A 14321-nucleotide genomic window follows, 5' to 3' on the forward strand; every position below is an offset into this window, starting at 1 on the left:
GTGTCAGCGCTGCAGCGAAGCCTTTCCCGCATTCCGTGGGCCTATGTGATCCGGCGGCTGCTCTTCGCGATTCCGACCCTGCTGGTCATTATTGCGGTCGCCTTTTTCATGATGCGGCTGGCCCCAGGCGGCCCTTTTGACGGCGAGCGCAAGCTGAATGCCGCCACAGAAGCCGCCATCGCCGCCAAGTTCGGTCTCGACCAGCCGCTCTGGAAACAGTTCACCGACTATCTTCTCGGCGTGCTTCAGGGCGATTTCGGCCCCTCGATGAAGACGCTCGGCAAGAGCGTGAACGATCTTATCGCCGACGGCCTGCCGGTCAGCCTCGCCATCGGCTCGCTTGCCATGCTGGTCGCGCTCACCATCGGCACGGCCATGGGCGTCTTCGCCGGCCTTCGCCAGAATACGGCGGGCGACTATACCGTCATGGGATTTGCCATGGCAGGCATTTCCATCCCGACCTTTGTGACCGGCCCGCTCCTCATCCTTGCCTTTGCGCTTGGCGCGGGCTGGTTCGCGGTCGGCGGACTTGGCGAGTATCCGAATATCGGAATGAGCGTCCATAATATGACGCTGCCGGTCCTGACGCTCGCCCTGCCGCAGATCGCCATCATTTCGCGCCTGATGCGCGCCTCCACGATCGAGACGATGCGCTCGCCGCATGTGCGCACCGCGCGCGCCAAGGGCCTTCCGGAGCGGACCGTTATCCGCCGCCATGTCCTGCCGTCTGCCGTGCTGCCGCTGGTTTCCTATGCAGGCCCCGCCATGGCCCGCGTGATGACCGGCTCTCTTGTGATTGAGCGCATCTTCGGCCTGCCGGGCATGGGCTCCTATTTCGTCGATGGCGCGATCAACCGCGACTATACGCTCGTCATGGGCGCGCTCATCATCTACGCAACGCTGATCGTGATCTTCAACCTGATCGCCGACATCCTCTACGCCCTCCTGGACCCGAAAGTGAAATACGACTGATGGTCGATACGCTGGACATGACAGGCCGCAAGGACCCGGTGGAAAAGGCGCTCGCGGGCGGACGCTCCCTTTGGGACGATGCGCGCCGGCGGCTGTTCAACAACAAGGCGGCCGTCATCTCCATGTGGGTGCTCGGCCTGATGATCTTTCTCGCCGTCTTCGGCCCCTTCCTCTGGGTGCACGATTACAGCCAGATCTCTACCCAGACCGAGCTCGCCCCGACGTTGGAGAACTGGCACCTGCTCGGCACCGATGAGCAGGGCAGGGACCTTGTCGCGCGCAATCTCCTCGGTCTTCGCATCTCGCTGGCGGTCGGCATGGTCGCGACCCTCGTCTCGCTCGTGATCGGGGTCACCTGGGGCGCGATCGCAGGCTATGTTGGCGGGCGGACCGACAATCTCATGATGCGCTTCGTGGACGTGCTCTACGCCATGCCCTTCATCTTCTTCGTGATCCTGCTGCTGACCGTATTCGGCCGCAATATCATTCTCATCTTCGCTGCCATCGGCGCTGTGGAATGGCTGACGATGAGCCGGATCGTTAGGGGCCAGACGCTCGCCATCAAGGGCAAGGAATTCATTGAGGCGGCGCGCGCCGCCGGCGTCTCCGGCCCGGCCATCATCCGCCGCCACATCCTGCCCAATGTCGTCGGCCCGGTGGCGGTCTATGTCACGCTGACCATCCCTGTCGTCATCATGGCCGAGAGCTTTCTCTCCTTCCTCGGCCTTGGCGTGAATGAGCCGCTGACCTCGCTCGGCGTGCTGATTTCCAATGGCGCGAAGGAGATGCAGGACAAGCCCTGGCTGCTCATGGCACCGGCCATCCTGATGGCGGTGACGCTGCTCTGTCTCAACTTCATCGGCGACGGACTGCGCGACGCGCTCGACCCGAAAGAGCGGTAGACGCTGCGTCATCTCCAACGCAGCTTTTCACGGCGGCAAATTTTGCGCTAAAGCCCAACGCCATGACAGACGCGCCCTTTATCGATCTGAAATCGACCCACAATCCCTATCGCTGGTTCCTGCCGGTGGAAGAGCGCTATTGCGTCGGCCCACCCGGCCAGAAATTCCTGTTTGGAGGCGTCGGTCTCGGCACCGCCATAACCGCGCTGGAACGCACGACAGGCCGTCCCTGCATCTGGGCGACGGCGCAGTACCTTTCCTTTGCCAATCCGCCGGACGTGCTGGACGTTGACGTCCGCTCACCTGTGGTGGGCAAGAACATTACCCAGGCGCGTGTCCTCGGCCATATCAAGGACCGCGAAATCTTCACGGTGAACGCCGCTGTCGGTGAGCGCGAGTCGGAACACTCCCAGCAGTGGCAGAAAAAGCCGGACGTCGCGCGGCCAGAGGACTGTCCGCCCATGCCGCGCTTCGACAAGCACAATGTCGATCTTCACCACTATCTGGACATGCGGGTGGCACAGGGGCGCTATTCGCCTGACCGCGCCATCGAAGGTGGCAGAAGCAAGGATGGGCGCGTGGTTCTGTGGGGGCGTTCGAAGACCGGTCACCCCGTTGATTCGGCGATGCTCGCCATCATCAATGATTTTGTGCCCTCCGGCACCAGCCACGCCCTTGGCCTGCCGGCGGGCGCGAACTCACTCGACAATACGCTGCGCATTCATCACATCGTGGAAACGGAATGGGTCTGCTGCGACATTCAGGTTGAGGGGGTCCACAATGGCTTCGTGCACGGCCGTGCGGCCATGTTCGCTGAGGATGGCACGCTGATGGCGACTGGCAGTCAGTCCGGCATCATCCGGATCTTTGATCCCGATGCCTTCAAGACGCGGTTCAAGAAAGACTGACGCCCCGGCCGGGGCGTTCAGATGATCTCATTGTGAGGTAAGAAAACAGGCTGCGGGCATTCTGCCCGCAACTTGATCTGTCAGTGAGGATCTTTCTGAACCTCTGCCATATCTATGCGCGAGCCCCCCAATCCGTTCCGGATTTTTTATGAAAAAATTCATTGTTTCAGACTGGGACAGATAATTCTACTTAAGCGCGGAACTTGTGGCCTCTGGGTTGGCGGCGCAGGTTCCGGAGCCGGTATGCTGCGGCATGGCTTCAGGGTCGCCCTGTGAAAGGGCGGCCGCGGCGCCAATCGATTCGGCATCGGAAAACATGGTCGCCAGCCGCTTCAGGCTCTGCTCGCGGGCGCCCGGCGTTTCGGCATTTTCCAGCGCCGAAAGCTGGGTCTCGCCTTCCTGCGCCATGCCGCGAAAGATACAGCCAAGATCGGAGGGCCCGCCCGACCCGTCGATCCAGCTGCCCAGACGCCCGGCGGTCAGCGCAAAGCGGGCAATCTCCGTCTGATAGCTCTCTGGCACATCCGAAAGATCGCCATCGCTTTCCAGCAGGCCGACCGTTTCCTGATAGAGGGTACTGGCGCGCATGCCCCAGTCGCGCGCAAGGTCTGGCGACGCCGACGCTGAAAAGGGCAGGGCGCAAAGGATGAGAGAGGCGATCAGGCGTTTCATCGGGATACAACTCCATAATTCTCCTCAGAGGCGAAGCAATCGCGGTGCCAGTCGCCTTTTGAGAATATAGTCCGGCCCTCCTGCAACCGGATGCGCCGCCGCGCGTTCAGGCCCGCACATCTCGAGGGAGGCTGACAGCCATCGAATGCCAGATGAGACACCCGGGACGTCCCGGCGCTCGTTTACGAACCGGCTGAGCCGCGGCGCGCGGCTTGCCATTCTCCGCACCAATCCCGCAAAACTGCTCGTCGTTGGCTATGTCGGCTACATGCTGGCCGGCTGGCTGCTCCTGTCGCTGCCATTCGCGCATGAAGACAGCGTGCCGGCAATCGACAATTTCTTCATATCGGTCTCGGCGGTCTCGACGACCGGTCTTGCTACGGTCGATCCTTCCTCGAGCTACAGTTTCTTCGGCGAACTTGTGATCCTGTTGCTGATCCAGGTAGGCGGCGTCGGTTATATGACCATCGGCTCCTTCGCTGTTCTGGCGACCGTCCACAAGCTTTCACCGCTTCGTGAAAAGATCACGCGCGCCGCCTTCGCCCTGCCGGATGATCTGAAGCCCGGCCATTTCATCCTGACGGTCGTCATCTTCACCCTGGTCTGTGAGACGGCCGGCGCCATCGCGCTCTTCCTCATCTTCTCCAGCGCAGGCCAGGATGACGCGGTGTGGAGCGCGATCTTTCATGCCGTCTCGGCCTTCTGCACGGCGGGCTTCAGTCTGAACCCAAACAGCTTTGAGGCCTATAGCGACAATGCGGGCCTCAACATCGTCATCTCGGCGCTCAGCCTTCTGGGCGCGATGGGCTTCCTCGTCATCTGGGATGTCTGGCGCAATTTTACCTCCGCGGCCTTTCATCTTGGCTTCACGACCAAGGTCATCCTGCGCATGACGGGCGCTTTCCTCTTCTTTGGTACGCTCATCCTCTTTGTTGCCGATCCCGGAATCGCGTCGCTGCCAGAGGGGGAGAGGCTGCAGGTCGCCTTCTTCCAGACCATGACCGCCACCACCACGGTTGGCTTCAACACTGTGCCGATTGGCGCGCTTTCCATGTCGGTCATGGTCGTGCTCTTCATCCTGATGGCAGTGGGGGCCTCGCCCTCGGGCACAGGCGGCGGTCTCAAGACGACCACTTTCGCCGCGCTCCTCGCCATCATGCGCTCCACCCTGAAACAGCGAAGCCGTGTGCGCTTCTTCAAACGGCCCATTGCCGCCTCCCGTCTGCAGGCAGCCGGGGCGTCGGCGGTCTATTTCCTGGTGCTGATGTCGATTGCCGTCTTCCTGCTCGGCCTCACCGATCCGGAGTTTGAGTTCGAGCGCATCGTGTTCGAGGTCATTTCCGCGCTTGGCACAGTGGGCCTTTCCATGGGGATTACCGGCGATCTCTCCTCGCTCGGCAAGCTCATCATCATCATCCTGATGACAGCGGGCCGCGTTGGCATCCTCACCTTCGGGATCGCCATCGCCATGCATGACGAAAGCCGCGCCGAAGAAGCCGACAATGAGCTGCTGATCTAGGCGCCTGCTTGACTTCCCGCCGGGCGCTCCATATCCAGCCCGGTAATGAACACCAAGCTGCATCACCATCACCACCACGCGTGACGCGCCGCATGAGGCGCGAACCGGTCCGGCTGCGCCTCGCTACAGTGTTCATCTTCCCCAGTTTGAACCGCCAGAGGCCCCAGCCCCGCGACAAACGGTTTCGTGTCTTGTCCAGCGTGTCTGCTTCACACTTTTCATCGCTTCGTCTAAGCGAAGCGCGGACTGACCAGACAGGACCTCCAAGATGGCCAAGAAGAAACAGGACCCGGACGCCCCGAAAAGCGGCAAGGACCTTGCCCGCAAGCCGCGCGGCTTTCCCGACCGGCGCGAGGCGCTGATCCACGCCCAGGCAGAGATGATCGACCGGGTCACCTCCGTCTATCGCCGCTGGGGCTTTGAAGCCCTCGACACGGGCGCCTTCGAATATGCCGACGCGCTGGGCAAGTTCCTGCCTGATGATGACCGTCCGAATGCGGGTGTCTTCTCGCTCATGGATGATGACGAGCAGTGGATCTCGCTGCGCTATGATCTCACCGCGCCGCTCGCCCGCTTTGCTGCTGAGAACTGGCAGACCCTGCCAAAACCCTTCCGCCGCTATGCCGCCGGGCCTGTCTGGCGCAATGAAAAGCCGGGGCCGGGGCGTTTCCGCGAATTCCTGCAATGCGACGCCGACACGGTTGGCGCAGCTGGCGCGCATGCCGACGCTGAAATGGTCGCCATGGCGGCCGAAGCCATGCGCGCGGCTGGGGCTCGCGACGGTGAGTTTGCGGTTCGTGTGAATACGCGCCGCCTGCTCAATGCCGTTCTCGAAGGCGTCGGCGCGAACACAGACACGGCCCGCCTCACCATCCTGCGCGCGCTCGACAAGCTCGATCGGCTGGGAGAGGAGGGCGTCAAACTTCTCCTCGGTCCGGGCCGGGAGGATGAGAGCGGTGACTTCACCAAGGGCGCGGGTCTCGACACCGCCGGCATCGACCGGGTCATGGCCTTTGCAAAAGCCGGCCGTCCGACACGCGGTGAGACGCTGGAAGCCCTTGGCCTCGCAGTGGGCACCGGCGCCGAAGCACAGGCCGGGCTCGATGAGCTGACTGCCATTGCGAGCGGTCTGGAAGCCTTCAATTGTCCGGATGCGGACGTTCTGTTTGACCCGTCGGTCGTGCGCGGCCTCGAATATTATACCGGCCCCGTCTTTGAGGCAGAGCTTCTGCGCGAGACGGTCGATGAGGATGGCAATACCGTCCGTATCGGCTCGGTTGGCGGGGGCGGGCGCTATGATGACCTTGTCGCTCGCTTCACCGGTGAGAAAGTGCCCGCCACAGGCTTCTCCGTCGGCATATCGCGCCTGGCAACCGCCTTCGCGATTTCAGGCGACATCGATGCGCTGAACGGCCCCGTCGTCATCCTCAACATGAACCGCGAGGACCCGACAGAAGCGCTGAAGCTCGCGACTGAGCTTCGCGCCGCAGGCATTCGTGCCGAAGCCTATATGGGCTCCTCCGGCATGCGCCCGCAGATGAAATATGCAGACCGGCGCGGCGCCCCTGTTGCTGTCATGGTCGGTGAGGATGAGATCGCCAAGGGCGTGGTTACCATCAAGGACCTGAAAGAGGGCGCTAAACAGGCCAAGGCGATCAAGTCCAATGAGGAATACCGCGAAGCCCGCCCCGGCCAGTTCGAAGCCCCGCGCAGCGAAATGGTCGCCCGCATCCGCGAAATCGTGGAGGCCTCCGAATGACGTCCCCCGCCGAAATCTTCGCGCGCCTCGGCGGCGACATTGTCGATCCGCCAATCACCATGCCGGCCAGCCAGCCGCTGGAGCTGTCCGGCGAAGCGGTGCGCGCGCGCCTCTGCGTCTTCGTCAATGAAATGGGAGAGGAATGCGCCCTGCGGCCCGACCTCACCCTGCCTGTCGCGCTTGCGCAGGCTGAACAGGGCGTCAGCGGCGAAACCGTCAAACGCTACGCCGCCCGCGCCTTCCGCCTGCCTGTCGTGCCGGGCGATGCGCTAGAGTTTACGCAGGTCGGTTTCGAACGCTATGGCGCCCCCTCGACGGCTGAGACCGATGCCGAGAGTTTTGCCCTTGTCTGCGAGGCTGCCGAAGCGGCGGGCGCCAACGCTTGCGACGCGCGTATGGGCGACCTTGCAGTCTTCCCGGCCTTTGTCGATGCGCTGGGTCTCGCCCCCGGTCTCGCCGATGCGCTGAAACGCGCCTTCCGGCAGGCCGGCGGCGTGTCCGCGCTCCTGAAGCCCGGCGCCTCTCAGCCCGCTCACGGCCTCGCCGCCCGCCTCAAGGGCGCCGCCCCCGAAGAGGCGAAAGCCATCGTCTCGGACATCTTCGCCCTTTCCGGTATCCAGCCGCAGGGACACCGCACCCTTGATGAGATTGTCGAAGGTCTTCTGGCACAGGCGGCAGACGCCGAACATGGCGCCGCGCCCGACACAGCCCGCCAGACACTCGAAGCCGTCATGGCTGTGAACTGCTCACCGGCGCAGGCGGCGGACAAACTGCTCGCCATTTCCCGCCAGGCTGGCCTCGAAGGTCTGGATCCCTTCCTTGAACGCCTACAGGCGCGGACGGACCGGATGGCTTCACTTGCGCCGGACTTCATGAAAACGGCCCGCTTCGGCACGCCCTTCGGGCGCCGCTTCAACTATTATGACGGCTTCCTGTTTGAGCTGTTCCTTCCCGGCGAAGCCGATGGCCGCCGGCCGTTCGGGGCAGGGGGGCGTTACGATACGCTGCTCGCGCGCCTCTCGGGCGGAGATGTCGACACAACGGCCATTGGCGGCGTCGTCCGTCCGGACCGTCTCACAAGCGGAGGCACCGCATGACCCGGCTAAAACTCGCTATCCCGTCCAAGGGGCGCCTGAAGGAGAATGCCGAAAACTGGCTCGCCCGCGCCGGCTTCAAGCTGCGCCAGTCCGGCGGCGACCGGGGCTATACCGCAGAGCTGAAAGGCCTGCCCGATGCCGATGTCCTGCTTCTTTCTGCCCGTGAGATCGCGCAAGGCCTCATAGATGGCTCATTTCACATCGGTGTGACGGGGGAGGATCTGCTGCATGATCTCTCCAGCGACCTTCCGCGCGATGCGTCCGTCATCAAGCGTCTGGACTTTGGCGGCGCCGATGTCGTCGTTGCCGTCCCGGCTGCCTGGCTGGACGTCAACACGATGAGCGACCTTGAGGCCGCCGGCGCCCGCTTCCGCCAGCGCCATGGACGGCGCATGAAGGTCGCGACCAAATATCTCCGCCTCACGCGCAACTATTTCGCCAGCAAGTCGGTCGGTGAGTACCGTCTGGTGGAAAGCGCCGGCGCGACAGAGGCGGCCCCTTCGTCGGGGCAGGCCGAAGTCATTGTCGACATCACCTCCACGGGCGCGACCCTGCGCGCCAACAGCCTCAAAGTCCTCGATGACGGCGTCATCCTGAAAAGCCGCGCCGCGCTTGCCGGATCGCTGCGTGCCGACTGGAATGCGGGCGCCCGCGACGCGCTTCAGAAGCTTCTCTCCTCGATTGAGGCCGTCGAAAGCGCCGACGCCACCAGCCTGCTCATGGTCTCGGGCGCTGTCCCGGATTCGCTGGTTTCTGAGCTGGATTTGACGGCGATGGGCGAAAATTCTTTCCTGAGTGCCTCGGGTAAGGCGGTCGAAAATGCTCGCCGACTCACCGATTCCGGAGTGAAATCTGTCTCAATCCTCAAGTCAGACTTCATTTTTGACCAGACGACGCCGTCATACGAGGCATTCATTACCCAATTAACGGCACGTGCTTGACAGTGTGACAGAAAATTAGCATTCAGGTACGGCAAGTTTCTGGGAGGAAACGCTGCAATACTCTTTACGGGCGCGGCCACAAGCCGCGCCTTTTTTTATCCTCCCGCCAGCCTGACAATTCGTGTCCGTGACCCGGCAGGTCAAAAAAAATCGGCCCCTTTCGGGGCCGGATCTGGAGGTAGTGTCTCTTGTCAGGAGACCCGGCTGGCAGCTCAGGGTCAGGGCGTCAGGGGTGCGGCCAGCCGGGTTTTGTTATTATTGATTTTCAATAATTCACTTATCGAAAAGCGTCAACACCTTATCGATAAACATTATCAAAAATTCATTCGGGGGAGAGTTGGACCCGAGTTTCCCAAGTAGGGACTGACCCGCTCTCTGAACAGGTCCTGCTGCATGACTTTTCATCCATGACTGCACGTGGCGACGACATATTTGACGGCAGGGCACTGGCGCACCTTTCCGCGCGGGCAGGTCCTGTGAGTTGACTTTGAAATCCGCGCCAGCCATGCCGACATCAGCATCACGTCACACAGAAACATTTCGGAGCCTGCAATGTCAGACCCACGCGCCCATATCCTGCCCGTCTACGCCCCGCCATCGGAGGTGTTTGTGCGCGGTGAGGGGGTGAACCTCTTCACTGAAGAGGGGGATAAATACCTTGATTTCGTCGCCGGCATCGCGGTGAGCTCGCTCGGCCATTCGCACCCCAAACTGGTCGAGGCGCTGCAATCCCAGGCCGGCAATCTCTGGCATCTCTCCAACATGTTCCGCGTGCGTGCAGGCGAGGATCTGGCCGACAAGATGTGCGCGCGCACCTTCGCCGACCGCGTCTTCTTCACCAATTCCGGCACCGAGGCTGTTGAGTGCGCGCTGAAATCCGCGCGCAAATATCACTGGTCCAAGGGCAATGACGACCGCATCGAATTCGTGACCTTCACCGGCGCCTTCCATGGCCGCTCGCTGGGCGCGATCAATGCTGGCGGCAACCCCAAATATCTTGAAGGCTTCGGCCCGCCGCTTGAAGGCTTCCGCCAGCTTGAATGGGGTGACCACGAGGCGCTCAAGGAAGCAGTCACCGAAAAGACCTGCGCGGTCTTTGTTGAGCCGGTCCAGGGCGAAGGCGGCGTGCGCGCCATGCCTGAGGAATGCCTGACCGGCCTTCGCAAGCTCTGCGACGAGACCGGCACGCTGCTCATCTATGATGAGGTCCAGTGCGGCATGGGCCGGACCGGCAAGCTCTTCGCCCATGAATGGGCAGAGAATGCCGCGCCCGACATCATGTGTGTCGCCAAGGGCGTCGGCGGCGGCTTCCCCTTCGGCGCCTGCCTGATGACCGAAGAAGTCGGCCTGCCGATGCAGCCGGGCTCCCACGGCTCCACCTATGGCGGCAACCCGCTCGCCATGGCCGTCGGCAACGCCGTCTGGGACATCATCTCCGATGAAGATTTTCTCGCCCATGTCCGCAAGGTCTCCGGCACGGTTGCCCAGGGCCTCAAATCCCTCGCCGACAGCCATGCCGACAAGGTCGACGGCGTCACCGGCAAGGGCCTCCTCACCGGGCTCAAACTGAAATCGGCGCCAAAGCCGGTCCAGAATGCCTGCCGCGAAAAGGGCCTCCTCGTCGGCGTCGCCGGCAACAATGTCCTGCGCCTCGCCCCGCCGCTCATCATTGAGGATGAAGACGTCCGCAAGGCCGTCAGCGTCATGGATGAAGCGCTGAGCGAGTGGGAGATGGAGGGGTAGGCCTTCTGCGTCAGTTGAGCGGGGGAGGGCAGTTGAATGGTCGACCTCGGTGACGCCTCGGAAAAACTGATGGGCATGGACGACGCCACCTGGCGCCGGCATGCCAATCCGTGGAGCGGGTGGAGCCGTGTGGCGACCCTGCCTGCGCTCGCGCTTGCCATCTGGAGCCGTGTCTGGATCGGCTGGTGGGCACTTGCGCTCGTGGCGGCCGTTCTCCTGTGGACCTGGCTCAACCCGCGCCTCTTCCCCGAACCGCGTAGCCTCGACAACTGGATGTCGCGCGGGGTCATGGGTGAACGGATCTGGCTTGCCCGCAAGCGCGAGCCGATTCCCGCCCACCACGCCCGCATGGCCAATCTGCTCAACGGTCTCAGCGCGCTCGCCATGGTGCCCTTTGCCTGGGGGCTCTGGCAGCTGGGGATATGGCCGACCGTGTTCGGCATGGCTGTCTCCATGCTGGCGAAGCTCTGGTTCGTTGACCGGATGGTGACTCTCCGCCGGATCGCGGAAGGCCAGGAGGGAGGCTAGCCGCCAGAGGCGGTGACTTCGAAATAGGCCGGCTGGTCGATATCCTCGATCAGGCCAGGCCCGGAGGGCGTCCAGCCAAGACGCTTACGGGTCTTGGCGCTGGAGACGGCCATGTCTGTCCCGGCGAATTTCAGGAACCAGCCGAAATGCGCTTCGGCCTCTTCGCCTGAGACCGGCACAACCGGTAAGCCAAGACGGCGCCCGATCACTTCGGCAATCTGGCGGAACGGAATGGCTTCCTCTGCGACGGCGTGCAAATTGCCGCGCGCGCCTGTCTCCAGCGCCAGCCGGTAAGCGCGGCCGGCATCGGCTTGATAGACCGCAGACCAGCAGTGCGTGCCATCGTCGACATAGGCCGATGTGCCTTTCTGGCGGGCGATCTCAATGAGGATCGGCACAAATCCTGTCTCGCCCACTCCGTGAACCGACGGAGGCAGCCGCATGGCAATCGCGTTGACGCCCTGCTCACGAAGGCGTCCAAGCGCGGCCTCGGAGCCTCGCGGATACTCGCTATCGGGCTGATGGGCGCTCGCATCCTCGTCTGGTACCGCCTTTTCCGACTGCAACATCGCCGCTCCGGAGGTCGCGATAATTGGCCGGTTCGTCGCGATAAGTGCGCTGCCCATCGCCTCTATCGCTTTGATGTCTTCTGCGGCGTTCTCTTCAAATCTCGAAAAGTCATGACCGAAAGCCAAGTGTATCACCGCGTCGGCATTGTCTGCCGCCCTTTCCAGCGTATCGATGTCAGCGAGTGAGCCAGCAACAGGCCGGGCCCCTGCCTCCCGGAGTTTCCGGGCGGAGGCCTCCGAACGGGCAAGGCCCGTCACCTCATGACCATTCGCCAGCAATTCCGCAGTCACAGCCTGGCCCACAAAGCCCGTCGCGCCCGTTACAAATACACGCATCAAATGTCTCCTTCGTCCGATGTTGCGGGAAGGTAGACGCTGGCCTATCCTGTTAAAGTAGTGATCTTATCCTGGTATAATTGGTAACAGGCCCAGCATGACCCCCGAACAGGACAACCGCCTCGGTAGGTATCTGAAACAGCGGCGGGCACAGCTCGATCCGGTCTCTTTCGGCTTCAATGTCGGGCGCCGCCGCACGCCTGGCCTGCGCCGGGAAGAGGTCGCTCAGCGGGCCAATATCAGTGCGACGTGGTATACTTGGCTAGAGCAGGGGCGCGGCGGTAACCCGTCTGCTGATGTCCTCGACAGGATCGCCAAGGCCCTGCACCTGACCGCACTGGAGCGCGAGCACCTCTTTCTGATCGGCCTCGGCCGGCCACCAGAGGTGCGCTATGGCGGGACCGACCCGGTGACACCGCGGCTCCAGCGCCTGCTCGATTCCATGCCGTACAGCCCCGCCATTGTAAGGACCGTGACTTGGGATGTCCTTGCATGGAATCGCGCCGCCGCCGCGGTAATGACCGATTATGGGGGCCTTCCCCCGGATCAGCGAAATGTGCTCAAGCTGATATTCACCAATGAACGTGTTCGCCAGGCCCAGCATGACTGGCGCATGGTCGCGCGGTTTGTGGTCGGCGCCTTCAAGATGGATATCGAGCGGGCTGGTGCCGTCGCGGCCGCCCGGCCTCTGATCGACGAGTTGCTGGCTGTCAGCCCTGACTTTGCCGTGTTCTGGCGCGAGCCGCACGTTCAGGACACCATGCATGTTATCAAACGCTTTCGGCACCCCGAAATGGGGGAAGTCGGGCTGGAATATTCCAGCTTTGCAGCCGACGACCGGCAGGACCTTCATCTCAATATCTATATGCCCGCGACGGATAAGGATCTTGAGAAAATCAGGCGCCATATCGCAGCGTCTGACTGATGTAAAAAAGCCGGCACCCATAGGGCACCGGCTCTCTCATGTCTTGCCTGAAGGCGAAGGGCTTATTTCATGCCCTTCATGCCCATGCGGCCGATCTCGTGGCGGCCAACGACCATGTGGTGCACTTCGTCCGGGCCGTCCGCCAGGCGCAGCGTGCGCTGGCTGGTATACATGTCGGCCAGCGGCGTCCACTGGGACACACCGGTTGCGCCGTGGATCTGGATCGCATCATCGATGATCTTGCAGACCCTCTCCGGCACCATGGCCTTGACCATGGAGATCCAGACGCGGGCTTCCTTGTTGCCCAGAACGTCCATCGCCTTGGCGGCCTTGAGGACCATGAGGCGGCAGGCCTCGATCTCGATCCGCGCGCGGGAGACCTTCTCCTGATTGCCGCCCAGCTTGATCAGCGGCTGGCCGAACGCATCGCGGCTCATGCCACGCTCCAGCATCAGGTCGAGCGCCTTTTCAGCCGCGCCGATGGAGCGCATGCAGTGGTGGATACGGCCCGGGCCGAGGCGGAGCTGCGAAATCTCGAAGCCGCGGCCGACGCCGAGCAGGATGTTCTCTTCCGGAACTTTCACATCGGTGAAGCGGATGTGCATGTGGCCGTGCGGGGCGTCGTCCTTGCCGAAGACGTGCATCGGGCCGAGAACCTCAACGCCGGGCGCGTCCATCGGGACAAGGATCTGCGACTGCTGCTGGTGGGACGGGCCGTCCGGGTCGGTCTGGACCATGACGATCATGATCTTGCAACGCGGGTCGCCAGCACCGGAGGCGTAATATTTCTCGCCATTGATGACCCATTCGCCATTCTTCAGAACAGCCTGGGTGCGCACATTGCGGGCGTCGGAGCAGGCGGTCTCCGGCTCGGTCATGGCAAAGGCCGAACGGATCGTGCCCTCGAGCAATGGCTTAAGCCACTGGTCCTTCTGGGCCTTGGTGCCCACCCGCTCGAGCACTTCCATATTGCCCGTATCCGGCGCGGCGCAGTTCATGCACTCGGAAGCCAGCGAGTTCTTGCCGAGCTCGGCGGCGATATAGGCATAGTCGAGGTTCGGCAGGCCTTCGCCGGTTTCGGCGTCCGGCAGGAAGAAGTTCCAGAGGCCCTGATCCTTGGCCTTCTGCTTGACTTCGTCCAGCAGCTCCAGCTGACCCGGCACATAGGAAAAGCGGTCTGCGCGCCCTTCGCCGAGCGCGTGGAACTTCTCGCTCATCGGGTCGACTTCTTCCTTGATGAAGCGCTTCACGTGCTCGTAAAGCGGCACCGTCTTTTCCGACATACGCAGGTCGTTAAGGTCGTCGCGAACGCCCATTGTGCCGATTGTTGCGGTATCCATTTGATGATCCTCCCAGAGATCCGGTGTTAAGAAGGGGCTCTCCGGCCAGCCCTGAAAGCGGCCAGAGAGTTGATTGTTTCACTAGTGAAGTATATCGTCAGGGTCGAGGA

The 14321-nt window shown here is 62.5% G+C and carries 13 protein-coding genes; 10 read left to right on the forward strand and 3 right to left on the reverse strand.

Annotation, left to right across the window (positions count from 1 at the left end):
* The 3 genes from ABNU55_RS08890 to ABNU55_RS08900 all read left to right on the forward strand — a co-directional run bounded on the left by ABNU55_RS08890 (position 1) and on the right by ABNU55_RS08900 (position 2782).
* Positions 1-972, forward strand: coding sequence for an ABC transporter permease subunit (locus ABNU55_RS08890; protein ID WP_290754075.1), 972 nt, complete (start codon positions 1-3; stop codon positions 970-972).
* Positions 972-1874 (forward strand): ABC transporter permease subunit, encoded by a 903-nt coding sequence (locus tag ABNU55_RS08895; protein WP_290754078.1) that lies wholly within the window; start codon positions 972-974, stop codon positions 1872-1874. Before ABNU55_RS08890 ends, ABNU55_RS08895 begins: the two co-directional genes overlap by 1 nt.
* Positions 1875-1936: 62 nt before the next feature.
* Positions 1937-2782, forward strand: coding sequence for an acyl-CoA thioesterase domain-containing protein (locus ABNU55_RS08900; protein WP_290754081.1), 846 nt, complete (start codon positions 1937-1939; stop codon positions 2780-2782).
* A 186-nt stretch (positions 2783-2968) separates the two neighbouring features.
* Here ABNU55_RS08900 and ABNU55_RS08905 read toward each other — a convergent pair whose 3' ends face one another.
* Entirely contained in the window at positions 2969-3454 is a 486-nt protein-coding gene (locus ABNU55_RS08905) for a hypothetical protein (RefSeq protein WP_290754083.1), read from the reverse strand.
* A 145-nt stretch (positions 3455-3599) separates the two neighbouring features.
* Here ABNU55_RS08905 and ABNU55_RS08910 point away from each other — a divergent pair, with 145 nt between their 5' ends.
* The 6 genes from ABNU55_RS08910 to ABNU55_RS08935 all read left to right on the forward strand — a co-directional run bounded on the left by ABNU55_RS08910 (position 3600) and on the right by ABNU55_RS08935 (position 11041).
* Positions 3600-4973: a potassium transporter TrkG gene (locus ABNU55_RS08910; RefSeq protein ID WP_290754086.1), complete on the forward strand. Its 1374-nt coding sequence runs from the start codon at positions 3600-3602 to the stop codon at positions 4971-4973.
* A gap of 268 nt (positions 4974-5241) precedes the next feature.
* On the forward strand, positions 5242-6732 hold the full coding sequence (gene hisS / locus ABNU55_RS08915; protein ID WP_290754089.1) for a histidine--tRNA ligase: 1491 nt from the start codon (positions 5242-5244) through the stop codon (positions 6730-6732).
* Complete coding sequence (locus tag ABNU55_RS08920; protein WP_290756489.1) at positions 6729-7829, forward strand: ATP phosphoribosyltransferase regulatory subunit; 1101 nt, start codon at positions 6729-6731, stop codon at positions 7827-7829. Before hisS ends, ABNU55_RS08920 begins: the two co-directional genes overlap by 4 nt.
* Complete coding sequence (gene hisG / locus ABNU55_RS08925) at positions 7826-8770, forward strand: ATP phosphoribosyltransferase (protein ID WP_290755265.1); 945 nt, start codon at positions 7826-7828, stop codon at positions 8768-8770. The genes ABNU55_RS08920 and hisG overlap by 4 nt, the downstream gene beginning before the upstream one ends.
* 552 nt (positions 8771-9322) lie before the next feature.
* Positions 9323-10513, forward strand: coding sequence for an aspartate aminotransferase family protein (locus ABNU55_RS08930; protein ID WP_290755262.1), 1191 nt, complete (start codon positions 9323-9325; stop codon positions 10511-10513).
* A gap of 36 nt (positions 10514-10549) precedes the next feature.
* Positions 10550-11041, forward strand: a complete 492-nt coding sequence (locus ABNU55_RS08935) for a DUF6653 family protein (protein ID WP_348764310.1) — start codon at positions 10550-10552, stop codon at positions 11039-11041.
* Here the strand turns inward: ABNU55_RS08935 and ABNU55_RS08940 are convergent.
* On the reverse strand, positions 11038-11946 hold the full coding sequence (locus ABNU55_RS08940; protein WP_348764311.1) for an SDR family oxidoreductase: 909 nt from the start codon (positions 11944-11946) through the stop codon (positions 11038-11040). The two genes, ABNU55_RS08935 and ABNU55_RS08940, sit on opposite strands and share 4 nt — an antisense overlap.
* A 97-nt stretch (positions 11947-12043) precedes the next feature.
* On the opposite strand from ABNU55_RS08940, the gene ABNU55_RS08945 reads away from it, so the two are divergent.
* Positions 12044-12871, forward strand: coding sequence for a helix-turn-helix transcriptional regulator (locus tag ABNU55_RS08945; protein ID WP_348764312.1), 828 nt, complete (start codon positions 12044-12046; stop codon positions 12869-12871).
* Between the two features lie 62 nt (positions 12872-12933).
* On the opposite strand, the gene ABNU55_RS08950 is transcribed toward ABNU55_RS08945, so the two are convergent.
* Positions 12934-14211 (reverse strand): acyl-CoA dehydrogenase family protein, encoded by a 1278-nt coding sequence (locus ABNU55_RS08950; RefSeq protein ID WP_290754207.1) that lies wholly within the window; start codon positions 14209-14211, stop codon positions 12934-12936.
* Between the last annotated feature and the right edge of the window lie 110 nt (positions 14212-14321).

This window comes from uncultured Henriciella sp., assembly GCF_964005855.1.
Classification (GTDB): domain Bacteria; phylum Pseudomonadota; class Alphaproteobacteria; order Caulobacterales; family Hyphomonadaceae; genus Henriciella.

Bases quoted from the DNA above. Each gene is read 5' to 3' on its own strand.
- ABNU55_RS08950 (WP_290754207.1), bottom strand. From the start codon at position 14,211: ATGGATACCGCAACAATCGGCACAATGGGCGTTCGCGACGACCTTAAC.
- hisG (WP_290755265.1), top strand. From the start codon at position 7,826: ATGACCCGGCTAAAACTCGCTATCCCGTCCAAGGGGCGCCTGAAGGAG.
- ABNU55_RS08930 (WP_290755262.1), top strand. From the start codon at position 9,323: ATGTCAGACCCACGCGCCCATATCCTGCCCGTCTACGCCCCGCCATCG.
- ABNU55_RS08945 (WP_348764312.1), top strand. From the start codon at position 12,044: ATGACCCCCGAACAGGACAACCGCCTCGGTAGGTATCTGAAACAGCGG.
- ABNU55_RS08935 (WP_348764310.1), top strand. From the start codon at position 10,550: ATGGTCGACCTCGGTGACGCCTCGGAAAAACTGATGGGCATGGACGAC.
- ABNU55_RS08895 (WP_290754078.1), top strand. From the start codon at position 972: ATGGTCGATACGCTGGACATGACAGGCCGCAAGGACCCGGTGGAAAAG.
- ABNU55_RS08910 (WP_290754086.1), top strand. From the start codon at position 3,600: ATGCCAGATGAGACACCCGGGACGTCCCGGCGCTCGTTTACGAACCGG.
- ABNU55_RS08900 (WP_290754081.1), top strand. From the start codon at position 1,937: ATGACAGACGCGCCCTTTATCGATCTGAAATCGACCCACAATCCCTAT.
- ABNU55_RS08940 (WP_348764311.1), bottom strand. From the start codon at position 11,946: ATGCGTGTATTTGTAACGGGCGCGACGGGCTTTGTGGGCCAGGCTGTG.
- ABNU55_RS08905 (WP_290754083.1), bottom strand. From the start codon at position 3,454: ATGAAACGCCTGATCGCCTCTCTCATCCTTTGCGCCCTGCCCTTTTCA.
- hisS (WP_290754089.1), top strand. From the start codon at position 5,242: ATGGCCAAGAAGAAACAGGACCCGGACGCCCCGAAAAGCGGCAAGGAC.
- ABNU55_RS08920 (WP_290756489.1), top strand. From the start codon at position 6,729: ATGACGTCCCCCGCCGAAATCTTCGCGCGCCTCGGCGGCGACATTGTC.